The organism is Microbacterium sp. NPDC058021, from assembly GCF_042885955.1.
Taxonomy (GTDB): domain Bacteria; phylum Actinomycetota; class Actinomycetes; order Actinomycetales; family Microbacteriaceae; genus Microbacterium.
In genome coordinates, this window is sequence record NZ_JBHVRF010000004.1 from 165,743 (window position 1) to 184,259 (window position 18,517).

14 protein-coding genes and 1 tRNA gene are annotated in these 18,517 nt (G+C 71.6%); 5 read left to right on the forward strand and 10 right to left on the reverse strand.

The window, feature by feature from the left end:
• The 3 genes from sucD to ACFVR6_RS09960 form a co-directional block, all read right to left on the reverse strand.
• Positions 1–903: a succinate--CoA ligase subunit alpha gene (gene sucD, locus ACFVR6_RS09950; RefSeq protein WP_386962082.1), complete on the reverse strand. Its 903-nt coding sequence runs from the start codon at positions 901–903 to the stop codon at positions 1–3.
• Positions 904–923: 20 nt separating this feature from the next.
• The gene (gene sucC, locus ACFVR6_RS09955; protein WP_386962085.1) at positions 924–2,087 is read right to left on the reverse strand and encodes an ADP-forming succinate--CoA ligase subunit beta; all 1,164 of its coding nucleotides are present in this window, start codon (positions 2,085–2,087) and stop codon (positions 924–926) included.
• 82 nt (positions 2,088–2,169) lie between these two features.
• Positions 2,170–3,696: an FAD-dependent oxidoreductase gene (locus ACFVR6_RS09960; RefSeq protein ID WP_386962088.1), complete on the reverse strand. Its 1,527-nt coding sequence runs from the start codon at positions 3,694–3,696 to the stop codon at positions 2,170–2,172.
• Positions 3,697–3,768: 72 nt separating this feature from the next.
• On the opposite strand from ACFVR6_RS09960, the gene ACFVR6_RS09965 reads away from it, so the two are divergent.
• Positions 3,769–4,440, forward strand: a complete 672-nt coding sequence (locus tag ACFVR6_RS09965; protein WP_386962091.1) for a TetR/AcrR family transcriptional regulator — start codon at positions 3,769–3,771, stop codon at positions 4,438–4,440.
• Between the two features lie 13 nt (positions 4,441–4,453).
• Here the strand turns inward: ACFVR6_RS09965 and ACFVR6_RS09970 are convergent, their stop codons facing one another.
• Complete coding sequence (locus ACFVR6_RS09970; protein WP_386962094.1) at positions 4,454–6,034, reverse strand: aspartate:alanine exchanger family transporter; 1,581 nt, start codon at positions 6,032–6,034, stop codon at positions 4,454–4,456.
• Between the two features lie 76 nt (positions 6,035–6,110).
• Here ACFVR6_RS09970 and ACFVR6_RS09975 point away from each other — a divergent pair, with 76 nt between their 5' ends.
• Together ACFVR6_RS09975 and ACFVR6_RS09980 are read left to right on the forward strand one after the other, a co-directional pair.
• Positions 6,111–7,157, forward strand: a complete 1,047-nt coding sequence (locus tag ACFVR6_RS09975) for an ATP-dependent DNA ligase (RefSeq protein ID WP_386962097.1) — start codon at positions 6,111–6,113, stop codon at positions 7,155–7,157.
• A gap of 61 nt (positions 7,158–7,218) precedes the next feature.
• Positions 7,219–8,430 carry an AI-2E family transporter gene (locus ACFVR6_RS09980; protein WP_386962100.1) on the forward strand — a complete coding sequence of 404 codons (1,212 nt, stop codon included), beginning with the start codon at positions 7,219–7,221 and terminating at the stop codon, positions 8,428–8,430.
• 55 nt (positions 8,431–8,485) lie between these two features.
• Here the strand turns inward: ACFVR6_RS09980 and ligD are convergent, their stop codons facing one another.
• From ligD to ACFVR6_RS09995, 3 genes are all read right to left on the reverse strand, one after another.
• Positions 8,486–9,520, reverse strand: a complete 1,035-nt coding sequence (ligD, locus tag ACFVR6_RS09985; protein WP_386962103.1) for a non-homologous end-joining DNA ligase — start codon at positions 9,518–9,520, stop codon at positions 8,486–8,488.
• 78 nt (positions 9,521–9,598) lie between these two features.
• Positions 9,599–10,657 (reverse strand): SseB family protein, encoded by a 1,059-nt coding sequence (locus tag ACFVR6_RS09990; protein WP_386962106.1) that lies wholly within the window; start codon positions 10,655–10,657, stop codon positions 9,599–9,601.
• A gap of 422 nt (positions 10,658–11,079) precedes the next feature.
• The gene (locus ACFVR6_RS09995; protein ID WP_386962109.1) at positions 11,080–13,578 is read right to left on the reverse strand and encodes an ATP-dependent helicase; all 2,499 of its coding nucleotides are present in this window, start codon (positions 13,576–13,578) and stop codon (positions 11,080–11,082) included.
• Positions 13,579–13,653: 75 nt separating this feature from the next.
• On the opposite strand from ACFVR6_RS09995, the gene ACFVR6_RS10000 reads away from it, so the two are divergent.
• A complete protein-coding gene (locus ACFVR6_RS10000) occupies positions 13,654–14,058 on the forward strand; it encodes a YccF domain-containing protein (protein ID WP_386962112.1) in 405 nt (134 codons plus the stop codon).
• 13 nt (positions 14,059–14,071) lie between these two features.
• Here the strand turns inward: ACFVR6_RS10000 and ACFVR6_RS10005 are convergent, their stop codons facing one another.
• Positions 14,072–14,461 (reverse strand): PLDc N-terminal domain-containing protein, encoded by a 390-nt coding sequence (locus ACFVR6_RS10005; protein WP_386962115.1) that lies wholly within the window; start codon positions 14,459–14,461, stop codon positions 14,072–14,074.
• A gap of 88 nt (positions 14,462–14,549) precedes the next feature.
• Positions 14,550–15,263 carry a gamma-glutamyl-gamma-aminobutyrate hydrolase family protein gene (locus ACFVR6_RS10010; protein WP_386962118.1) on the reverse strand — a complete coding sequence of 238 codons (714 nt, stop codon included), beginning with the start codon at positions 15,261–15,263 and terminating at the stop codon, positions 14,550–14,552.
• A gap of 170 nt (positions 15,264–15,433) precedes the next feature.
• Between ACFVR6_RS10010 and ACFVR6_RS10015 the strand changes: the two genes are divergently transcribed.
• Positions 15,434–15,509, forward strand: a tRNA-Met gene (locus ACFVR6_RS10015).
• 17 nt (positions 15,510–15,526) lie between these two features.
• On the opposite strand, the gene ACFVR6_RS10020 is transcribed toward ACFVR6_RS10015, so the two are convergent.
• A complete protein-coding gene (locus tag ACFVR6_RS10020) occupies positions 15,527–18,487 on the reverse strand; it encodes a DEAD/DEAH box helicase (protein WP_386962120.1) in 2,961 nt (986 codons plus the stop codon).
• Positions 18,488–18,517 lie beyond the last annotated feature (30 nt).

The window sequence follows — 18,517 nt, forward strand, 5'->3', positions numbered from 1 at the left end:
TTACAGCGCGGCGATGATCTCGCGCATGAGCGTCGCGGTCTCGGACGGAGTCTTCCCGACCTTGACGCCGGCGGCCTCGAGGGCCTCCTTCTTGGCCTGGGCGGTGCCCGCCGAGCCGGAGACGATGGCGCCGGCGTGGCCCATGGTCTTGCCCTCGGGGGCGGTGAAGCCCGCGACGTAGCCGACGACCGGCTTGGTGACGTTGGCCTTGATGAACTCGGCCGCGCGCTCTTCCGCGTCGCCGCCGATCTCGCCGATCATCACGATCGCCTTGGTCTCGGGGTCGGCCTCGAACGCCGCGAGGGCGTCGATGTGGGTCGTCCCGATGATCGGGTCGCCGCCGATGCCGATGGCGGTCGAGAAGCCGATCTCGCGCAGCTCGAACATCATCTGGTAGGTCAGGGTGCCCGACTTCGAGACGAGGCCGATGGGGCCCTTGCCGGTGATGTTGGCGGGCGTGATGCCCACCAGCGACTCGCCGGGGGTGATGATGCCGGGGCAGTTCGGTCCGATGATGCGGGTCGTGTTGCCCTTGCTCTGCGCGTACGCCCACGCTTCGGCGGTGTCACCGACGGGAACACCCTCGGTGATGACGACCAGGAGCGGGATCTCGGCGTCGATGGCCTCGACCATCGCGTCCTTCGTGAAGGCGGGCGGCACGAACGCGATCGACACGTCGGCACCGGTCTGCTTCATCGCCTCGGCGACGGAGGCGAACACGGGAAGCTCCACGGGCGAGCCGTCGGCGGCGGTGTGCATCACGGTGGTGCCGGCCTTGCGGGCGTTCACGCCGCCGACGACCTGGGTGCCGGCCTTCAGCATGAGGGCGGTGTGCTTGGTGCCCTCGCCGCCGGTGATGCCCTGGACGATGACCTTGGAATCCTTGTTGAGGAAGATCGACATATCAGTTTCCTTTTCGGATCTCAGGCGTTGGCGAGCTCGGCGGCCTTGTCGGCGCCGGAGTCCATCGTGTCGGCCAGGGTGACCAGCGGGTGGGCGGCGTCGCGGAGGATCGCGCGACCCTCTTCGACCTTGTTGCCGTCCAGGCGCACCACGAGCGGCTTGGAGGCGCTGGCGCCGAGTTCGGCGAGTGCGCCGACGATGCCCTTGGCCACGGCGTCGCACGCCGTGATGCCGCCGAAGACGTTGACGAACACGCTCTTGACCTGCGCGTCGCCGAGGATGACGTCCAGGCCCGCGGCCATGACCTCGGCCGACGCGCCGCCGCCGATGTCGAGGAAGTTGGCGGGCTTGACGCCACCGTGGTTCTCACCGGCGTACGCGACGACGTCCAGCGTCGACATCACCAGGCCCGCACCGTTGCCGATGACGCCCACCTCGCCGTCGAGCTTGACGTAGTTGAGGTCGTTCTGCTTGGCCTTGGCCTCGAGCGGGTCTGCGGCGGACTTGTCCTCCAGCAGCGCGTGCCCGGGGTGACGGAAGTCGGCGTTCTCGTCGAGCGAGACCTTGCCGTCGAGCGCGACGACCTCGCCCTCCTCGGTGAGCACGAGCGGGTTGACCTCGACGAGGGTCGCGTCCTCACCCTTGTACACGGCGTAGAGCTTCACGAAGACGTCGGCCACGCGCGGGGCCAGCTCCTCGTCGAAGCCGGCGGCGCGAGCGATCTCGAGCGCCTTGGCCTGGTCGATGCCGGTGAGGGGGTCCACCGCCACGCGGGCGAGGGCCTCGGGGCGCTCGACGGCGAGCTCTTCGATCTCCATGCCGCCCTCGACGCTCGCGAGGCTCAGGTAGGAGCGGTTCGCGCGGTCCAGCAGCACCGAGAAGTAGTACTCCTTGGCGATGCGGGCGCCCGCGGCGACCATGACGCGCTTGACGACGTGGCCCTTGATGTCGAGACCGAGGATGGCCTGGGCTGCGGCGTAGGCGTCGTCGGGGGTCTTGGCGACCTTCACGCCGCCCGCCTTGCCGCGACCGCCGGTCTTGACCTGAGCCTTGACGACGACGAGCCCGCCGATCTTCTCGGCCGCTGCCTTCGCCTCCTCAGGGGTGTCGGCGATGATGCCGGCGAGCACCGGCACCTCGTACTTCTCGAATAGGTCTCGTGCCTGGTACTCGTACAGATCCACGTGCAATCCTTCGCTGGGCGACGGTGGGTTTGGGTGTCGAAAAGAATCTCGATATCGAGAGATCGACCAGTCCCACAGCCTACTACCCGCGCCCGGGAGCGTCGGTTCGGCGCGGAACGGCGGGCAGGTCGCGCACGGCCGGTCCCTCGAGCCGGGTGCCGTCGGGGGCGAACCGCGACGCGTGCAGCGGGCAGTCCCACGTGCACTCGGCGTCGTTCCACGACAGCACGCCGCCGAGGTGGGAGCACACCGCGCTCACCGCGCGGGTCCGGCCACCCACCGTGGAGATCGCCACCGGCGCCCCGCCGCGCTGGGCGACGACGCCCTGCCCCTCGGCGGGCTGTACCACCGGCACCGCCTGCCGCTCGGCGGCGAGCCAACCGCGGGCAGCGGCACCGGCGACCCGCGCGTTCTCGACGGCACCGCGGGCGAGGTCGCCCGGCATCGTGAGGCGGGTGCCGATCATCGTCATCCACCGCGGCAGCTCCTCGCGGGCCTGCCCGCGGATCTCCGCGGCGAGCCGCAGTGCCGCCCAGGGCGCATTGGTCAGCCCCCACTTGGCGTAACCGGTGGCAAAGCGCACCCGGCCGAGACCGCGTGGCAGCGCGCCGACGAAGGGCACGAGGTTGTGGGAGGTGTAGTCCTGCGCCGACCAGCGGTGGGTGGGCTCGGCGCCCGGGAAGTGCTGCTGCGTCCACGCGATGAGGTCGTCCACCTGATGCCGCTCGGAGTCGACGCGCCCCACCGGGTGCCCGTTGCCGCCGACGATCAGCCGCGACCCGTCGGCATCCACCGGGCGCAGCGAACGGCTGGGGCCGTCCACCGACAGGTAGAGCCCCTGCGGCACGGCGCCGGGGGTCTGGAAGGAGACGCAGTACGACCGGCTGCCACTGACCTTGGCGAAGGTCAGCCCTCGGTCGACGATCGGGGTGCCGGTGGCCAGCACGATCTGCTCGGCGGTGAGCGCGCCTGCCCGGGTGCGCAGCGTCGGCCGGGGCAGCACCGACAGTCCGGTCGCGCGCACGCCCGTGTGCAGCGTCCCGCCGGCGGCGACGAACGCCGCGGCGAGCGCCGCGGTGAGCGCGGCGGGGTCCAGCGCGCTCTGGTCCTCCAGGGCGACGGCACGGGAGGGCGGGAAGGGCAGTTCCCCGGTGTCGGCGGCCGTGGCGATGCGCACCGGCAGCCCCGCCTCGCGTGCGGCGGCGTGCTCTTGGTCCACCGTGTCCGCCCCGTCGGCGGTGTGGGCGTACGAGAAGGCGGTGTGGGTGGTGCGGGGGATGCCGGCGGCATCCGCGAATGCCAGCAGCCACTCCTGCCCGTCGCGGTTGGCCTCGACGTAGGCGCGCACGAGGGCGGCGGGGTGATGGGCCCGGAGGGTGGACAGCACGCTGCCCTGCAGCAGCGACACCTTGCCGGTGTTGTTGCCGCTCGCCCCCGACGCGACCTCGCCGGCATCCACGACGCACACGTCGAAGCCGTCGACGGCCAGGAGCACCGCGGTGCACAGGCCGGTGAGCCCGGCGCCGACGATGACGACGTCGTGGTGGGCTCCCGGGGTGAACGGCGTGGCGGCGGCAGGGCGGGGGTGCGGCATCCAGAGCGACGTCATCGCTCCACTCAAACGGGCAGGGGCTGCCCGTCTCAACCGGGTTGACAGGGCCGCCGAGTAGGCTCCGTTGACATGAGCGACACCGCCGCACCGACCGCCGCACGCACCGCCGTGGTCGCCGCAGCGCTGGATCTGTTCGCCGCGCAGGGGTTCGAGGCGACGTCGGTGGAGCAGATCGCGCAGGCCGCGGGAGTGTCGCGGTCGACCTTCTTCCGGCAGTTCGGCGGCAAGGACGACGTCGTCTTCGCCGACCACGAGCTGCTGCTCGAGCGCCTGCGGGAGTTCCTGGCGCGGGAGCACGCCGACCCGTGGCAGGCGGTGTGCGACGCGTCGATCCTGGCGTACCGCCACTTCTCGGCCGACCCCGACCTCGCCCGCCGCCGCTACGCCGTGGTGCGGGAGGTGCCCGCGCTGCGCGACCGCGAGATCGTGACGGTCTTCCGTTACGAGCGCCTGTTCGACGACTACCTGCGGGGTGCCCTGCCGGACCTCGACCCCATCGACGCCGTCGGTTTCGCCGCACTCGCGACCGCCGTGCACAACCACGTGCTGCGCCAGCTGCTGCGGGGCACCAAGCGGGTGCCGGTGACGGTGCTGCGCGCGGCGCTCGACGACGTGCGGGAGCGCTTCGGCGTGGCCGAGTCCTCGCCCCCCGCCGACGACGACGTCGTGGTCGCCGTCTTCCCCAAGCGCATGCCGGCCGCCGAGATGGCCCGCAGAGTGCACGCCGCCATCGACCGCTGACCGGCCATCGCCGTCACAGCGTGACGAGCACCTGCGCCAGCAGGATCTTCACCACCATCGCCGCGGGGTACACCAACGTGTACGCCAGCGCCACGCGCATGTCGTAGTCGGTGCGCATGTTCGCGAACGCCAGCAGCGCGGGGTTGGTGAGGGTGCCCGCCACCACCCCCGACAGGCGGGTGCCGCCGGTGCGCATCACGTGCCGCGCGACGAGGTACGTGCCGGCGACGACGATCGAGGTGATGACGAAGCCGAGCAGCAGCAGTCGCAGGATCTCGCCCGACGCGATCGCGGAGATGATGAGGGAGCCCGCCTTCGTGCCGGCGTAGGCGAGGAAGATCAGCAGGCCCAGCTCCGACAGCACGTTCGCCGCCGTCGAGGGCAGCGTCGTCACGATGGGCCCGATCCGGCGGATGCGCCCGAGGATCAGACCGACGATGAGCGTGCCGGCCGCGGCGCCGAGCGCGAACGTCCCGCCGCCGGGCAGCGGCACCTGGATCAGGCCGATGCCGATGCCGGCGGCGATGCCGAGGGCGAGGGCGACCGGGTTGATGTCGCTGATGCCGCGCTCGGAATCGCCGATCATCTCGGCGAGCGCCGGCATGGCCGCGCGCGGGCCCACGACCTGCAGCCGGTCACCCTGCTGCAGCACGAGCGCGCCGGTCGCGACGATGTCGACGTCGCCGCGGCGCACCCGCGGGATCGTCGCGCCGAACCGCTCGCGCAGGCCCAGGCTCGCCAGCGGACGGCCCGCCAGCTTCGGGTTGGACAGGATCATGCGGTGGTACTCGAGGTGCGTGCGGTCCTGCACGATGTCCAGCGACGACGCATGCCCGAGCTCGTCGGCCACCGCGTCGACGGCATCCTGGGGCCCGATGACGTTGACCACTCCCCCGGGCGGCAGCTCGGTCTCCGGTCCCACCGTCGCCATGTCGCCGCCGCCCTTGGGGCGCAGGCGCGAGAAGGTGATGCGGCCGCCGTAGCGCCTGCTGAGCTCGCCCGCGGTGGGGCGGGCGGTCGTGTCGATGCGCACGGCCTTGTCGACCAGCGGCACCGGCTCGTCGGTGTCGTCGGCGCGGTGGCGCAGCGCCAGCCCGATCGCGAGCATCGGGGCGATGACACCGAACACGTACGCGCTGGCGTAGCCGACGGTCGCCTCGGGACTGCCGCCGGTGGCGGCGAGGGCGGGCGTGTTGGTGACGGCTCCGGCGAACGTGCCGGCGATGGTCAGCACCGACACGCCCATGACGCGTCCCAGGACGAACGCCGCCGCCGCGGCGAGCACCAGCACCCCCGTTACCACGAGCAGCAGCGGGTAGGCGGTGCGCAGGGCGTGGCCGAAGCTCGGGCCGGCGATCAGCCCGACGCAGAAGGCGAACAGCACCAGTCCGATGTCGCCGATGAGGGCGGGCAGCTCGATCGCGACGCCGGCCGACACGCCCCAGGCGGTCAGGCCCATCGCGCCGAAGAGCACGCCGATCGCGCCGAGCGAGACCCCCGCGATGCGGATGCGGCCGAGGGCCGACCCGAGCCCGACGAGCAGGAACACCGTGAGCACCGGTTGCGCGGCGAGGAACTCGAAAACCGGGCGCATGTCCCGAGTATGCCGCGCGCGGCCTGCCGGAGCGAGGACCCTCCCGCATGTCCGCCGACGCGGGCAGGATGGGCGCATGTACGACATTCCCGCGCCCATGCTCGCCAAGGCCGTGCCGGAGATCCCCGACCGTCCCGGGTACAGCTTCGAGCCGAAGTGGGACGGCTTCCGCGCGCTGGTGGCGTGGGACGGCGCCGACGTGGAGATCGGCTCCCGCGGCGCCAAGCCGCTGACCCGGTACTTCCCCGAGCTCGTCGAGGCCTTCGCACGACTGCTTCCCGAGCCGTGTCTCGTCGACGGCGAGATCGTGGTGGCGGTCGGCGAACCGGGGGCGCAGCGCCTCGACTGGCCGGCGCTGTCGCAGCGCATCCACCCCGCGGCATCCCGCGTCGCGCTGCTGGCGGCCCAGACCCCGGCGATGTTCATCGCATTCGACCTGCTCGCCCGCGGCGACCGCGACCTGCAGGGCGAGCCGTTCGCCGCGCGTCGTGCCGAACTGGTCGATCTGCTCGGTGCCGTCCCGTCGCCGGTGCACGTGACCCGGACGACCGAGGATGCCGCCCGGGCGCGGCGCTGGCTCGCCGAGTTCGAGGGGGCGGGGCTGGACGGCGTGGTGGCCAAGCCACTCGACCAGCCCTACGCGCCCGGCAAGCGCACGATGCTCAAGATCAAGCACGCCCGCACCGCCGACGTCGTGGCGCTCGGGTACCGCGTCCACAAGAGCGGCGAGGGCGTCGGGTCGCTGCTGGTGGGGCTCTACTCCGACGACGGCCGGCTGCACAACGTCGGCGGCGTCGCGGCGTTCAGCAACGCGCGGCGACTCGAGCTCATCGACGAGCTCGCGCCGCTGGTGGAGACGGATGCCACCGGCGATGCCGTGACCGGTGAGACCGAGCGGTCCCGGTTCTCGGGGGCCAAAGACGTGTCGTTCGTGCGGCTGCGCCCGGAGCGCGTGCTCGAGGTGCGCTACGACCAGCTGGAGGGGTGGCGCTTCCGTCACACCGTGCAGTTCGAGCGGTGGCGGCCCGACCGCGACCCGCGCTCGTGCACGTTCGAGCAGCTCGAGGCGGTCTCCGCCTACGACCTCGCCGATGTGCTCGAGGAGCCGCCCGCCGGCAGCTAGCTCCGCGCGCTCACCGCGCAACCCTGCGCCGCGTCCCCTGCGGTGCGGCTACGGTCGACACATGGGTCTGTTCAACCGATCACCGCGCACCGTCCACCTCGACGCGCCCCTGCGGCTCGACGGCGAATCGTCGGTGCATCTGGCGGCCGGGCAGGCGCCGTGGAGTCTGTGGGCCGACGGTTTGGGAAAGCTCGCCATCCGCGCACTGCAGCTGATCCTCGTCGTCGTGGTCGCCGCGGCCATCGTCCTCGGCATCCAGCAGGTCACGGTCGTGACGATCCCGCTCGTGCTCGCCCTCATCCTCGCGTCGGCGTTCGCGCCGGTGATGCGCTGGATGCGCCACCGCGGTGTGCCGGCGGTGCTGGCGACCATCATCACGCTCCTGGCGATCGTCGTGATCCTCGGCGCGCTCGGCTGGCTCATCGTGTGGGCGGTCCGCGATCAGTGGGACGAGCTGTACTCGCAGGCCGAGGCCGGCTTCCAGGACGTGATGGCCTGGGTCTCGACCCTCAACCTCGACATCGACCAGGCCCAGATCGACGAGTGGATCGGCAGCGTCACCGACTTCGTCACGAGCGCCCAGTTCGGCTCGGGAGCCCTCGCCGGCGTCGGCGCGGTCGCCAACTTCCTCACCGGGTTCGTGCTGCTGGTGACCATGCTGTTCTTCTTCCTCAAGGACGGCCCGCAGATGTGGGCGTTCCTGCTGCGTCCCTTCCGCGGCGAGAACTACGAGCGCGCGGTGCGCATCGGCGACAAGACGGTCTCGACGCTGGGTTCCTACATCCGCGGCACCGCCGCCGTCGCTGCGGTGGATGCCATCGGCATCCTGATCGGGCTGCTCATCCTGCAGGTGCCGTTGGCGTTCCCACTGGCGGTGCTGGTGTTCGTGCTCGCGTTCATCCCGATCGTGGGCGCCACCGTCGCCGGCATCCTCGCGGCGCTCGTCGCCCTCGTCGCCAACGGCTGGGTCGTGGCGCTCATCGTGGTCGGTGTCGTGGTGCTCGTGAACCAGCTGGAGGGCAACTTCCTGCAGCCGGTGCTCATGGGCCGGTCGATGAAGCTGCACGCGTTCGTCGTGCTGATCGCGTTGACGGTGGGCACCGTGCTCAGCGGCATCGTCGGCGCCATTCTCGCCGTGCCGATCACGGCGGTGGCCTGGGGCGCAGTGCAGGTGTGGGACGGCCCGCACACCGCGGCGCGCTGGGCGCGCCCCAAGCACGCCGAGGACGTCGCAGCACCCGCGGCGCGCGCGGTCACCCGCCCCGTCGCGTAGCGGCGGCGGCGGGCGTCGTCAGGCGTCGTCAGGCGCCGTCAGGCGGCGTCAGTCGTCAGTCGCTGTCGGGCTGACGCGCGCGGCTCGGCTGCACGCGGGGCGGCTCCCCCGGCATCTTGGGGAAGTCCGGCGGGAACGGCAGCTCGCCGAGCCCCTCGGCCAGGTCCCGCTCCCACCATCCCAGCAGCGTGTCGATGCGCCCCGGCTCCGCCTGGAGGTCCGCCCACGGGTCTCCCACGTCGGCGAGCCGGGCGGGCACCGTGCGGATCGTGAACGCCGCGGGGTCGACCCCCGCCGCCAGCTCCTCCCACGTGATGGGGGTCGCCACGGTCGCCCCGGGCAGCGCCCGCGGACTGTAGGCGCCTGCCATCGTGCGATCGCGGTTGGCCTGGTTGAAGTCGATGAAGATGCGCTCTCCGCGCTCTTCCTTCCACCAGTTCATCGTCACCTTGTCCGGCATCCGCCGCTCGAGTTCGCGGCCCGCCGCGATGACCGCGTGCCGGACGTCGAGGAACTCGTGGGTGGGTTGGATGGGGCAGAAGACGTGGATGCCGCGGTTTCCGCTGGTCTTGAGGAACGCCGTCAGCCCCGCTTCGGCGAGCACGTCCCGTAGCGCCGGGGCGACCGCGGCCGCATCAGCGAAGTCGGTGCCCGGTTGCGGGTCGAGGTCGATGCGCAGCTCGACGGGGTCGTCGGTGTCGCCGGCGAGCGAGGCCCACGGGTGGAAGACGACGGTGTTCATCTGCACGGCCCACACGATCGCGGCGGCCTCGCGCAGCACGACCTGCGGATGCCGTCGCCCGCTGTTGTAGGTGCACATCACCTCGTCGACGTAGTCGGGGGCGCCGCGCGGGGGGTTCTTGGAGAAGAAACGCTCGCCGTCGACGCCGTCGGGAAAGCGCTCCAGCGACACGGGCCGGTCGCCGTTGGCGGCGAGGAACGGGCCCGCAACGGCGACCATGTACTCCGCCAGCTCGCGCTTGGTGATGCCGAGCTCGGGCCACAGCACCCGGTTGGGGCTGGAAAGCCCCACCTCCCGTTCGGCGCCGTCAGGACCGGGGACGGTGAGGGTGATGCGCTCCGAGGCCATGCCTCGACCCTAGGGCGAGGCACCGGGCCGGTCGAGGGCGGGCGTCCGATGCCCGACGCGGTGCCCGGGAGTTGTGCCCTAGACGGACAGCGCGAGGACGGGGGCGAGCTGGGCGCGGTCGAGCTGGATCCACGGTCCCGCGGGGTCGACCACGACGCCGGTGAGTCCCTCATCGGCCGCAAGGGCCTTGGCAAGCTGCTCGGGTGTGAGCGGCACCGCGCGGTCGCTGCGACCCAGCACCGCGACTTCGAGGGGGTGCGTGAACACCTCGAGGTAACGCGAGCCGTCGGCGGCGCGCACTTCGGACACGCCCAGGCGCTTCTCGTCGCCGGCGACCTTGCCCGCCGCGACCCAGACCCGGGTCGTGACCAGGGCAGCGGCGATCTTGGCGGCGATCTGATCGGTGCGCGGCTGCACGAGGAGGTTCTTGATGGTGGCCGCCGGGTCGGCATCGGTCAGCGTCTTCTCGATGAGCGCCTTCGGCAGGATGGCGCGGCGGCCGGGGCTGGCGTGGTCGATGATGACGCCCGCGTACGGTCCCGCCACGACGTTGCGCAGGATCGCGAGGGCGGGCTGGCCCATCGCGGAGGTCTGGGTGTCGCCGTCGGAGCTGACGCTGGCCTGCAGGGCGTCGCCGCCGGTGAACGCGAGCAGGTAGCGGTCCTCCCCCATGGCCGAGACGGCCATCGTGAGGTCCTTGCCCTCGGCCAGGAGGGCCCGGGCATCGCCGCGTACGCGCACGAACAGGTGGCCCTGCAGCAACTGCCGCATGAGTGCGACCACGTCGGCCGGCTCGAGCTGCTCGGGGAGGGCGGCGAGCGCCTCACGCACGACCACGTTGTCGGGAAGGCCCGGCACGCTCTCGGTCTGCTCCGGAGCCTCGGCCGGTCCCCGCGCGGTGCGGCGCGTTCCCGGGGGCGTGGCCGGGGCGGGTGCCGGCGCGGCTTTGCCGAAGGTCGACACCGAGATGTTCACCTGCGGCACGATCTCCTCAGCAGGGGCGGCATCCGAGCCCGCTTCGGGAGCCGGCACGGTGCTGTCGGCGTCGACCGTCGGTTCCGCCGCGCGCACGGCGTCGTCGGCCTCGTTCCGGTCGGGGGTCGAGGGATTCTTGTCGCGCCGCGAGAACAGAGCCATCATCCGAGCCTAACGCCCGCCCCACGCCGGCGCAGTCGCCGGCCCGTCTCGCCCGCGCCGCCGCCTCGCGGCTGCCGCCGCCGTTCAGTCGTCACGTACGTCCCCTCGTTCCCGCGCGAACGGGGCGAATGCGACGACCGAACCCCGCGCCCGCGCCCGCTCCTCCTCGGAATCCCGCGTTCCGTCGTCACGAAACACCCAGTACCCCGCGCCAGCAGTCCGAATGCGACCACCGAACCCGGCCCTGCCCGCGGCATCCCGCGTGGGTCGTCACGAACGCGCCCGGAACCCGCGCCAGCGGGACGAATGCGCCCACCCAACCCGGCCTCCCCGCGGCATCCACCCTTCAGTCGTCACGAACGCGCCCAAACCCCGCGCCGGCGGCACGGATGCGACGACCGAGCGAGCCGGCCGCGCGCGGGTCACAGCTTGGTGATCGGCGCGACCTTGATGAGCAGCTTCTTGGCGCCGGCGGTGTCGAACCGCACGTGGGCGATGCGCTTCGCGCCCTCGCCGGTCACGGTGTCCACGCGCCCCTCGCCGAAGTCATCGTGGCGGATGCGGTCGCCCGCGGCGAGCTCGAGGTCACCGTTGTCGCGCATCTTGGCCGTGACCCGGTTGGGGAAGCGGCTGGGGTCGGTCACGCGCTGCGACCGGCCGAGGGGGACGAGGTCGTCGCCGTAGCGGTTGCCGCCGCCGAAGCCACCCGAACCACCCGATCCACCCGATCCGCCGCCGGGACGCCGGGCGTTGAGCGCCCGCGACTGCGTGCCGCCGCGTCCGTTGACGTCTCCCGGCGACTGCCGCCAGTGCACGAGGTCGGCGGGGATCTCCTGCAGGAACCGGCTGGGCATGGCCGCCGAGACCTCGCCGAACTGGGCGCGGGTCATCGCCAGCGACAGGTACAGCCGCTGACGAGCACGGGTGATACCGACGTAGAACAGCCGTCGCTCCTCCTGCGGGCCGCCCGGCTCCCCCGCCGAGATGCGGTGCGGGATGAGGTCTTCTTCGACACCGGTGATGAACACGGCGTCGAACTCGAGACCCTTCGCCGTGTGCAGGGTCATGAGCGAGACCGACCCGGTTCCGTCGTCGAGGTCGTCGGCGTCGGAGACGAGGGCGACGTCGGTGAGGAAGTCGAGGATCGTCCCGTCGGGGTTGTTGCGGGCGAATTCACGCGCCACCGCGACGAACTCGTCGAGGTTCTCCACGCGCGCCTCGTCCTGCGGGTCCTTGCTGCGTCGCAGCGAGTCGAGGTAGCCGCTCTTGTTGAGCAGGAGCGTGAGGCCCTCCGGCACGGAGCTGGCCGGGGCGACCTCGCCGGAAGCCGGGAGCATGAGTTCGGATGCCTCGGCCAGCACGGCATCCAACTGCGCGATCGCCGTCTGGATCTTCGGCCCGACCCCGAGCGCGGAGGCGTTGGCCAGAGCGTCGCGGAAGGTGATCTGCTGCTCGTCGGCGTAGCGGGCGATGGCAGTCTCGGTGACATCGCCGATGCCGCGCCGCGGGCGGTTGAGGATGCGGCGCACAGCCATCTCGTCGGCGGGGTTCGCCACCGCGGTGAGGTAGGCGAGGGCGTCCTTGATCTCGGCGCGCTCGTAGAACTTCGTGCCGCCCATGATCTTGTACGGCACCGCCGAGCGGATGAAGATCTCTTCTAGCGCACGGGATTGCGAGTTGGTGCGGTAGAACACTGCGATGTCGGAATAGCCGACGCCGTCGCGGCGCAGCCGGTCGATCTCGTCGGCGACGAACTGGGCCTCGTCGTGCTGCGAGTAGCCGGTGAACCCGACGATCTGCTCGCCCGCACCGACGTCGGTCCACAGCTTCTTGTCCTTGCGGTCGAAGTTGTTGCCGATGACGGCGTTGGCCGCGGAGAGGATGTTCTGGGTCGACCGGTAGTTCTGCTCGAGCAGCACCACCTCGGCGCCCGGGAAGTCGCGCTCGAACTCGCTGATGTTGCGGATATCGGCGCCGCGGAAGGCGTAGATCGACTGGTCGGAGTCACCGACCACGGTGAGCGATGCCCCCTCGAGCTCCGGGCCGCTCGCCGACGGCTCGGGCTCGAAGATCATCATGCCGCCGGAGGAATACGGCTCGGCCGCGCTCGCGCCCGACACCGGCCGGGTGAGTTCGCGGATGAGCGAGTACTGCGCGTGGTTGGTGTCCTGGTACTCGTCGACGAGGATGTGCCGGAAACGCCTGCGGTAGACGTCGGCGACGTGCGGGAACGCGCGGAAGAGGTACACCGTCTGGGCGATGAGGTCGTCGAAGTCGAACGCGTTCGACTTGCGCAGCGCCCGCTCGTAGGCGCCGAACAGCTCGACGAAGATGCGCTCGGCGGGGTCGTTCATGTTCGCCTGGCGCGCGTACGACTCGGCATCGGCCAGCTCGTTCTTCAGCTTGGAGATGCGGCTCTGCACCGCCGCCGGGGTGAGCCCGAACGCGTCGGCCTCGTGCTCCTTCACGAGCCGCTTGATGAGTGCGCGGGAGTCGCCGGAGTCGTAGATCGTGAACGAGTTCTTGAACCCGAACTGCTCCGCCTCGCGGCGGAGGATGCGCACGCACGCGGAGTGGAACGTGGAGATCCACATGCCGCGCGCCGATTCGCCGACCAGCTGCGCCACGCGCTCGCGCATCTCGCCCGCGGCCTTGTTCGTGAACGTGATCGCGAGGATCTGGCTGGGCCAGGCCTCGCGCTTGCGCAGCAGCAGGGCGATGCGGTGCGTCAGCACGCGCGTCTTGCCGGAGCCGGCGCCTGCCACGATGAGCAGCGCGGGGCCGCGGTAGGTCACGGCCCGTCGCTGCGGCTCGTTGAGGCCGCGCAGCAGGTCGTCATCCTCGTCGCGCGGTCCGGCGTCGCCGACGACGATCACAGGTACGGATGCCGCATCTCGCGCGGTCGGAGCAGGGTCGGTCATGTCCCATCAAGTCTAGGCGCGACGGCCGACACCCTCCTGGGCGAGTCCCCAGCGATGGGGTGGCACAATCGAGGCGTGCGCACCCTGTTGAACATCATCTGGCTGGTCCTGGCCGGATTCTGGCTGTTCCTCGGCTATCTGGCCGCCGGCGTCGTGCTGTGCGTGCTCATCGTGACGATCCCGTGGGGCATCGCCTCGTTCCGGATCGGACTGTATGCGCTGTGGCCGTTCGGCCGCACCGTCGTCGCCAAGCCCACCGCCGGCACGTGGTCGTTCCTCGGCAACGTCATCTGGGTGATCGTCGCGGGCATCTGGCTCGCTCTCGGCCACATCCTGTCGGGCATCGCGCTGTGCATCACGATCGTCGGCATTCCGCTGGGCATCGCCGACTTCAAGATGGTGCCGGTCTCCCTCGCCCCGTTGGGCAAGGAGATCGTGCCGACCACCCAGGGCGCCTTCGACCGCGCCGCCGCGCGCTGACGCGACGCCCGGGTCAGACGCCGTAGTACTGGTTGCCGAGCGCCTTGCTCTTGAGGGCGTCGAACTCGCCCTGCGTGATGGTGCCGGCCTCGAGCAGCGCCTTCGCACCAGCGATGTCGTCGGCGGCGCTGGTGGATGGCGCGGGACGGTAGTCGTCCGCCTCAGGGATGACCCGGTCGCGGGCGGACTGCGCCCGCTCGGCCATGCCCTTGCCACGCGCGATGAGGTAGATGAGCCCCGTGAGGAACGGGACGAACACCAAGCCGATGATCCACGCCGCCCGCGTCCACCCGTTGAGCGCGTCATCGCGGAACAGGTCGGTGATGATCAGGATCACCACGTACAGGTAGGCGACGAACCAGAAGCTCCACATCAGGAACCAGAGCAGGTCGGTGAACGGCATCGTGCGTCCCTTCGTCGGGTCGGTGCGCTCACGCTAGACCCGCGTCCGCGAGCGCCCCTCACCCGCCAGGGGTGAACCGCGTGCCGCTTCAGGCCGCCGCGCGGTCCCCCATCGCCACGGTCGCGTCGAGCAGGTCCACCAGCTGCCGGTGCGCGACCGCCGGGTGCTCGGGATGCCACTGCACCCCCACGAGCGGCGCGGCGCGGTGCACGACGGCCTCCACCGTGCCGTCGGCCGCGCGCGCGACGACCTGCAGACCGTCACCGAGCGAACGCACCGCCTGATGGTGGGTGCAGCGCGCCGCTCCCCCGACGTCGAAGGCCGCAGCCACCCCGGGCTCGACGTGCAGCTGCGTGGCGACGAAGGCGTCCTCGCCCGTCGCGCGATGTCCGTGCATGTGCTCGACGAGGGTGCCGCCGAGCGCCACGTTGAGCAGCTGATGCCCGCGGCATACGCCGAGCAGCGGCGTCTGGCGCCGCAGCGACTGGTGGACGACGGCGATCATCGCCCTGTCGGCGGCCGTCTCGTGCTTGCCGCTGCCCGGATACACGCTCGCGCCGCCGTACAGCCGCGGGTCGACGTCTTCGCCGCCCATGAGCACGACGGCATCCGCAGTGCGCGCGCGGGCGAGCACGTCCGCCTGCCGTGTCTCGGCGGTCGCTACCAGCTCCGGATGCCACCCGGCGGTGGAGAACGCGGTCATCGCCGCGGTATTCAGTTCGTCGAGCAGCGCTTGATAGCGCGGCGCGTGCGGCCTTTCGCGCCGAATGTGCAGCACCAGCAGATCGCGCCCGGTCATCATGCAGGACAGGTTTCCACAGCAGGACGGCGGCGCGGTGTCCCCCATGTTTCGTCGCTGTTTCCCACCCCCGCGGCCGCGACCGCCGGTCCGGGCGTCACGCGCCGTCACACGTCGCCACCGACCGCAACAGGGGTCGCCGCTGTCCGCGCGCACGGTTAGCGTGAGGTCATCGCGGCGATCCGGGTGGTCCCGGGCACCGGTTCATACCCGGGTGCGTTGCGGGTTCGACTCCCGCCGTCGCGTCCACGTCTCGGGCACGTGCGTCAGCGCGCGAACTCCGCCATCCACGGGAAGCGGGGCTCGGCCACCGCGCCGATGCTCGACGCCGCGGGTGCCGACACCGTCTCGATCCCCCGCGGCAGCACGGGCGGGATGAACGCCTCGATCACACCGGGCTGCGCATGACGCGGCCCGACCAGCTCCCACTGCTCGTTGAGCCGCGCGACGGCGAGCGGATGCCCCTCGGAGATCGCGATCCCCGCCTCCACCTGAAGCGAGGCCAGCAGCGCGGCGAGCGTGACCTGCACCTCCGCCTCCGATGCCTCACGGGAGCGGAGCACGGCATGCGGCGAGCGCAGTTCGTTGCGACTGGACTCCCGCAGGAGCGCACGCAGGTTCGTCCGCAGCGCCACGATCGCAGCCTCCGGGTCGGCGTGGTGCTCCGCCAAGGCGATCGCCACCGGCGCGAGACGCGGATCTGCGGCGATGAACGGCCCGACGCTCTCACGCAGTCGCTTGCGCTCACCCTGGAACAGGCGACGCACGCCCCGCGCATGGCGCAGTGCCGGATGAGCAGCGGCCAGGTCCTCGACGAGCGCGACGGCTTCCTCGATGGGACTGCGGGCGGCTGGGGTCTCCGCGGTGATCTCGATGTCCACGACGAGGTTGTCGTAGCCGAAGTCGCCGTCTCGCGTGTAGAGGAAGACGTCGGCCGCGACACGTCCCGACGACCGCGGCGGGACCACGAGGTCGATGGTGCCGGCCGCCGGCCGGGTGGTGGTGATCGCACGGCTGCTGCCGGTGTTGCTCACGGCGGTCACGCGGGCCTGGGCGCTGGAGGTGCGGTAGGGCACGGAGGGCACGGCGAGGTCGACCGGGGGGCCCAGGCGCAGGTCGGCGCGGGCGCCGACGAGGTCCGCGAACGTCTCCGCGCTCAGGTCGACGCCCCTCGGCCGGGCGTTGATCGCGTCGGGCGAGGAGAACCCGGCCGCGCGGGCGCGACGCCAGAGGTCGTGCATCGCGGTGCGGTGACGGTGCGGTTCCAGCATCCGTTCGAGCATCCACAGCAGCCGTCCAGTACCGCGCTCGGGGTGCGGGGACAGGTGCCACCACGTCAGCCTGCGCGCCAGGTCGCCGGCGACAGCGGGAGCCCAGGTCGAGGCATCCGCATACCCGAGCGCCGCGACCCACGCGAGGTAGCGCGGCATGTCCTCCGCCGCGCGGCGGAACTCCGCCATCGACACCCCCGGCGGAGGATTCTCCCGCATTCGGGCCGGCGCGCGCAGCGCGAGTTGCGCCGCCGCCATGCACACCTGCGCGCCGAACCGATCGGCCGCACGGGCGGTCACCCGCGGCGACCATCCCGCGAGCAGCCCACCGACGTAATCGGAGTAGGTGCGCTCGTTGACGGGGCGGTCGCGCAGCGAGGCGGCCGCGGTGGCGACCGTCTGCACGACGAGCTCTTCGGCTTCGTCCGCGTTCGCGGGAACCGGGAGTTCGGCGAGCATCCGGCGCATCGCACACGCCGAGTCGACGTCGATCATGAGGCGGGAGGTGAGCAGGCCGACCTCCGTCGGGGCGAGGCGTCCGTCGACCTCCGACGCGAAGCCGCGCTTCAGGAGGTTGTCGATGGCGCCGTCCAGGTCGACCGTCGCGCGGTTCTGCGCGGACGCGAGCGTCTGCTCGAACCAGGCACGCGCACTCGTGCGGTCGACGACGGATCCGAGGAGAAGCTCCGCGAGGATGGCGTCGCCGAGCTGCCCCGTGAGGCGACTGGTCGCCGCGTAGCCGTCGCTGAATCGCCCCTTCCAGTCGGATTCCTCGGCTCGCGGGACCAGCATGAAACCGAATCCCTCGGACTCCTGCCCCGCTCTGCCGGCACGCCCGAACATCTGCTGCGCCTGGCTGACCTCCAGCGGGGTCATGCCGAGTTCGAGGTCACGGATGACGACGAACTTGGCGGGCGTGTTCACCCCCGTCGACAGCCCCGACGTCGCCACCAGCACGCGCAGGTCGCGCGCGCGGAAGGCGTCCAGCGCGCGGCTGGCCCGCGGCGCATCGCGGAAATGGATGCCGACGCCTCGCCGGAAGCACGACTCGACCACCGTCTCGAGGTCGACGCCCCGATAGGGCACCCCCGCGGCGCGGGCGGCGGTGCGCACGACACCCGCCTTGCTCCCGCAGAACACCACGGCGCTGGACGACTCCGCCGCGGCTGCGCGTGGAGAAGCGCTGCCCAGGTCCTCGCCGACGAGGCTTCGCAGCAGCGGCAGGACCACGTCGTCCTTCGCGGCCTCGTAGTCCTCCCGCTTGCCCTGCGTCGGGACGTCGTACGGGATGAGCCGGCTGGTGAGCTGCGTGGGACGCCACGCGGAGCGCACGAGGTCCGCGTGGAACCAGGCCGCCAGCTCGCTCGCGTTCGAGACCGTCGCCGACAGGGCGACGATGCGCGTGCGCCCCTCTGCGACGCGCAGCCGGGCGATGAGCGACTCGAGCGTCGCGCCGCGGGCAGGGTCACCCACCAGGTGGACTTCATCGATGATGAGGCATCCGATGCCGCCGATGACGTCCTTCAGCGACGCGCGCCGGTACAGCGCCTCGAACTTCTCGGTGGTGGCCACCCAGAGCTGCGCTCGGCGCACGGCATCGCTGGACATGTTCGTCTCACCGGTCAGCTCGACGGTGCGGATGCCGTGCGCACTCCATCGCCGCGCGATCTGGGCCACTTCCGCCGCCAGGGCGCGAGCGGGAAGGAGCCACACGGCGGGCTTGCCGTCCGACACGATCGAGCGCAGCGCGGCGGCCTCGCCGATGAGGGTCTTGCCCGAGCTGGTTGGCGCGACGACCATCACGTGCCCGGTCGTGGACAGCACGACGGGCAGAGCCTTCGACTGCAGCGGGTTGAGGCGGTCGAAGGAGTCGAGGTACTTCCGCAGCTCCGGAGGTATGAGCTCCGAGGCCGGAGTCCACGATGCTTCGCCCTCCGTCGCCGGGTCGTTCGACACCCGTCGAGGTTCCCCAGCCAGACTCACGGA

Excerpts from the sequence above, each read along its gene's own strand:
- sucD (WP_386962082.1), bottom strand. The coding sequence starts at position 903 with ATGTCGATCTTCCTCAACAAGGATTCCAAGGTCATCGTCCAGGGCATC.
- ACFVR6_RS09960 (WP_386962088.1), bottom strand. The coding sequence starts at position 3,696 with ATGACGTCGCTCTGGATGCCGCACCCCCGCCCTGCCGCCGCCACGCCG.
- ACFVR6_RS09965 (WP_386962091.1), top strand. The coding sequence starts at position 3,769 with ATGAGCGACACCGCCGCACCGACCGCCGCACGCACCGCCGTGGTCGCC.
- ACFVR6_RS09970 (WP_386962094.1), bottom strand. The coding sequence starts at position 6,034 with ATGCGCCCGGTTTTCGAGTTCCTCGCCGCGCAACCGGTGCTCACGGTG.
- ACFVR6_RS09975 (WP_386962097.1), top strand. The coding sequence starts at position 6,111 with ATGTACGACATTCCCGCGCCCATGCTCGCCAAGGCCGTGCCGGAGATC.
- ACFVR6_RS09980 (WP_386962100.1), top strand. The coding sequence starts at position 7,219 with ATGGGTCTGTTCAACCGATCACCGCGCACCGTCCACCTCGACGCGCCC.
- ligD (WP_386962103.1), bottom strand. The coding sequence starts at position 9,520 with ATGGCCTCGGAGCGCATCACCCTCACCGTCCCCGGTCCTGACGGCGCC.
- ACFVR6_RS09990 (WP_386962106.1), bottom strand. The coding sequence starts at position 10,657 with ATGGCTCTGTTCTCGCGGCGCGACAAGAATCCCTCGACCCCCGACCGG.
- ACFVR6_RS09995 (WP_386962109.1), bottom strand. The coding sequence starts at position 13,578 with ATGACCGACCCTGCTCCGACCGCGCGAGATGCGGCATCCGTACCTGTG.
- ACFVR6_RS10005 (WP_386962115.1), bottom strand. The coding sequence starts at position 14,461 with ATGCCGTTCACCGACCTGCTCTGGTTCCTGATGTGGAGCTTCTGGTTC.
- ACFVR6_RS10010 (WP_386962118.1), bottom strand. The coding sequence starts at position 15,263 with ATGATGACCGGGCGCGATCTGCTGGTGCTGCACATTCGGCGCGAAAGG.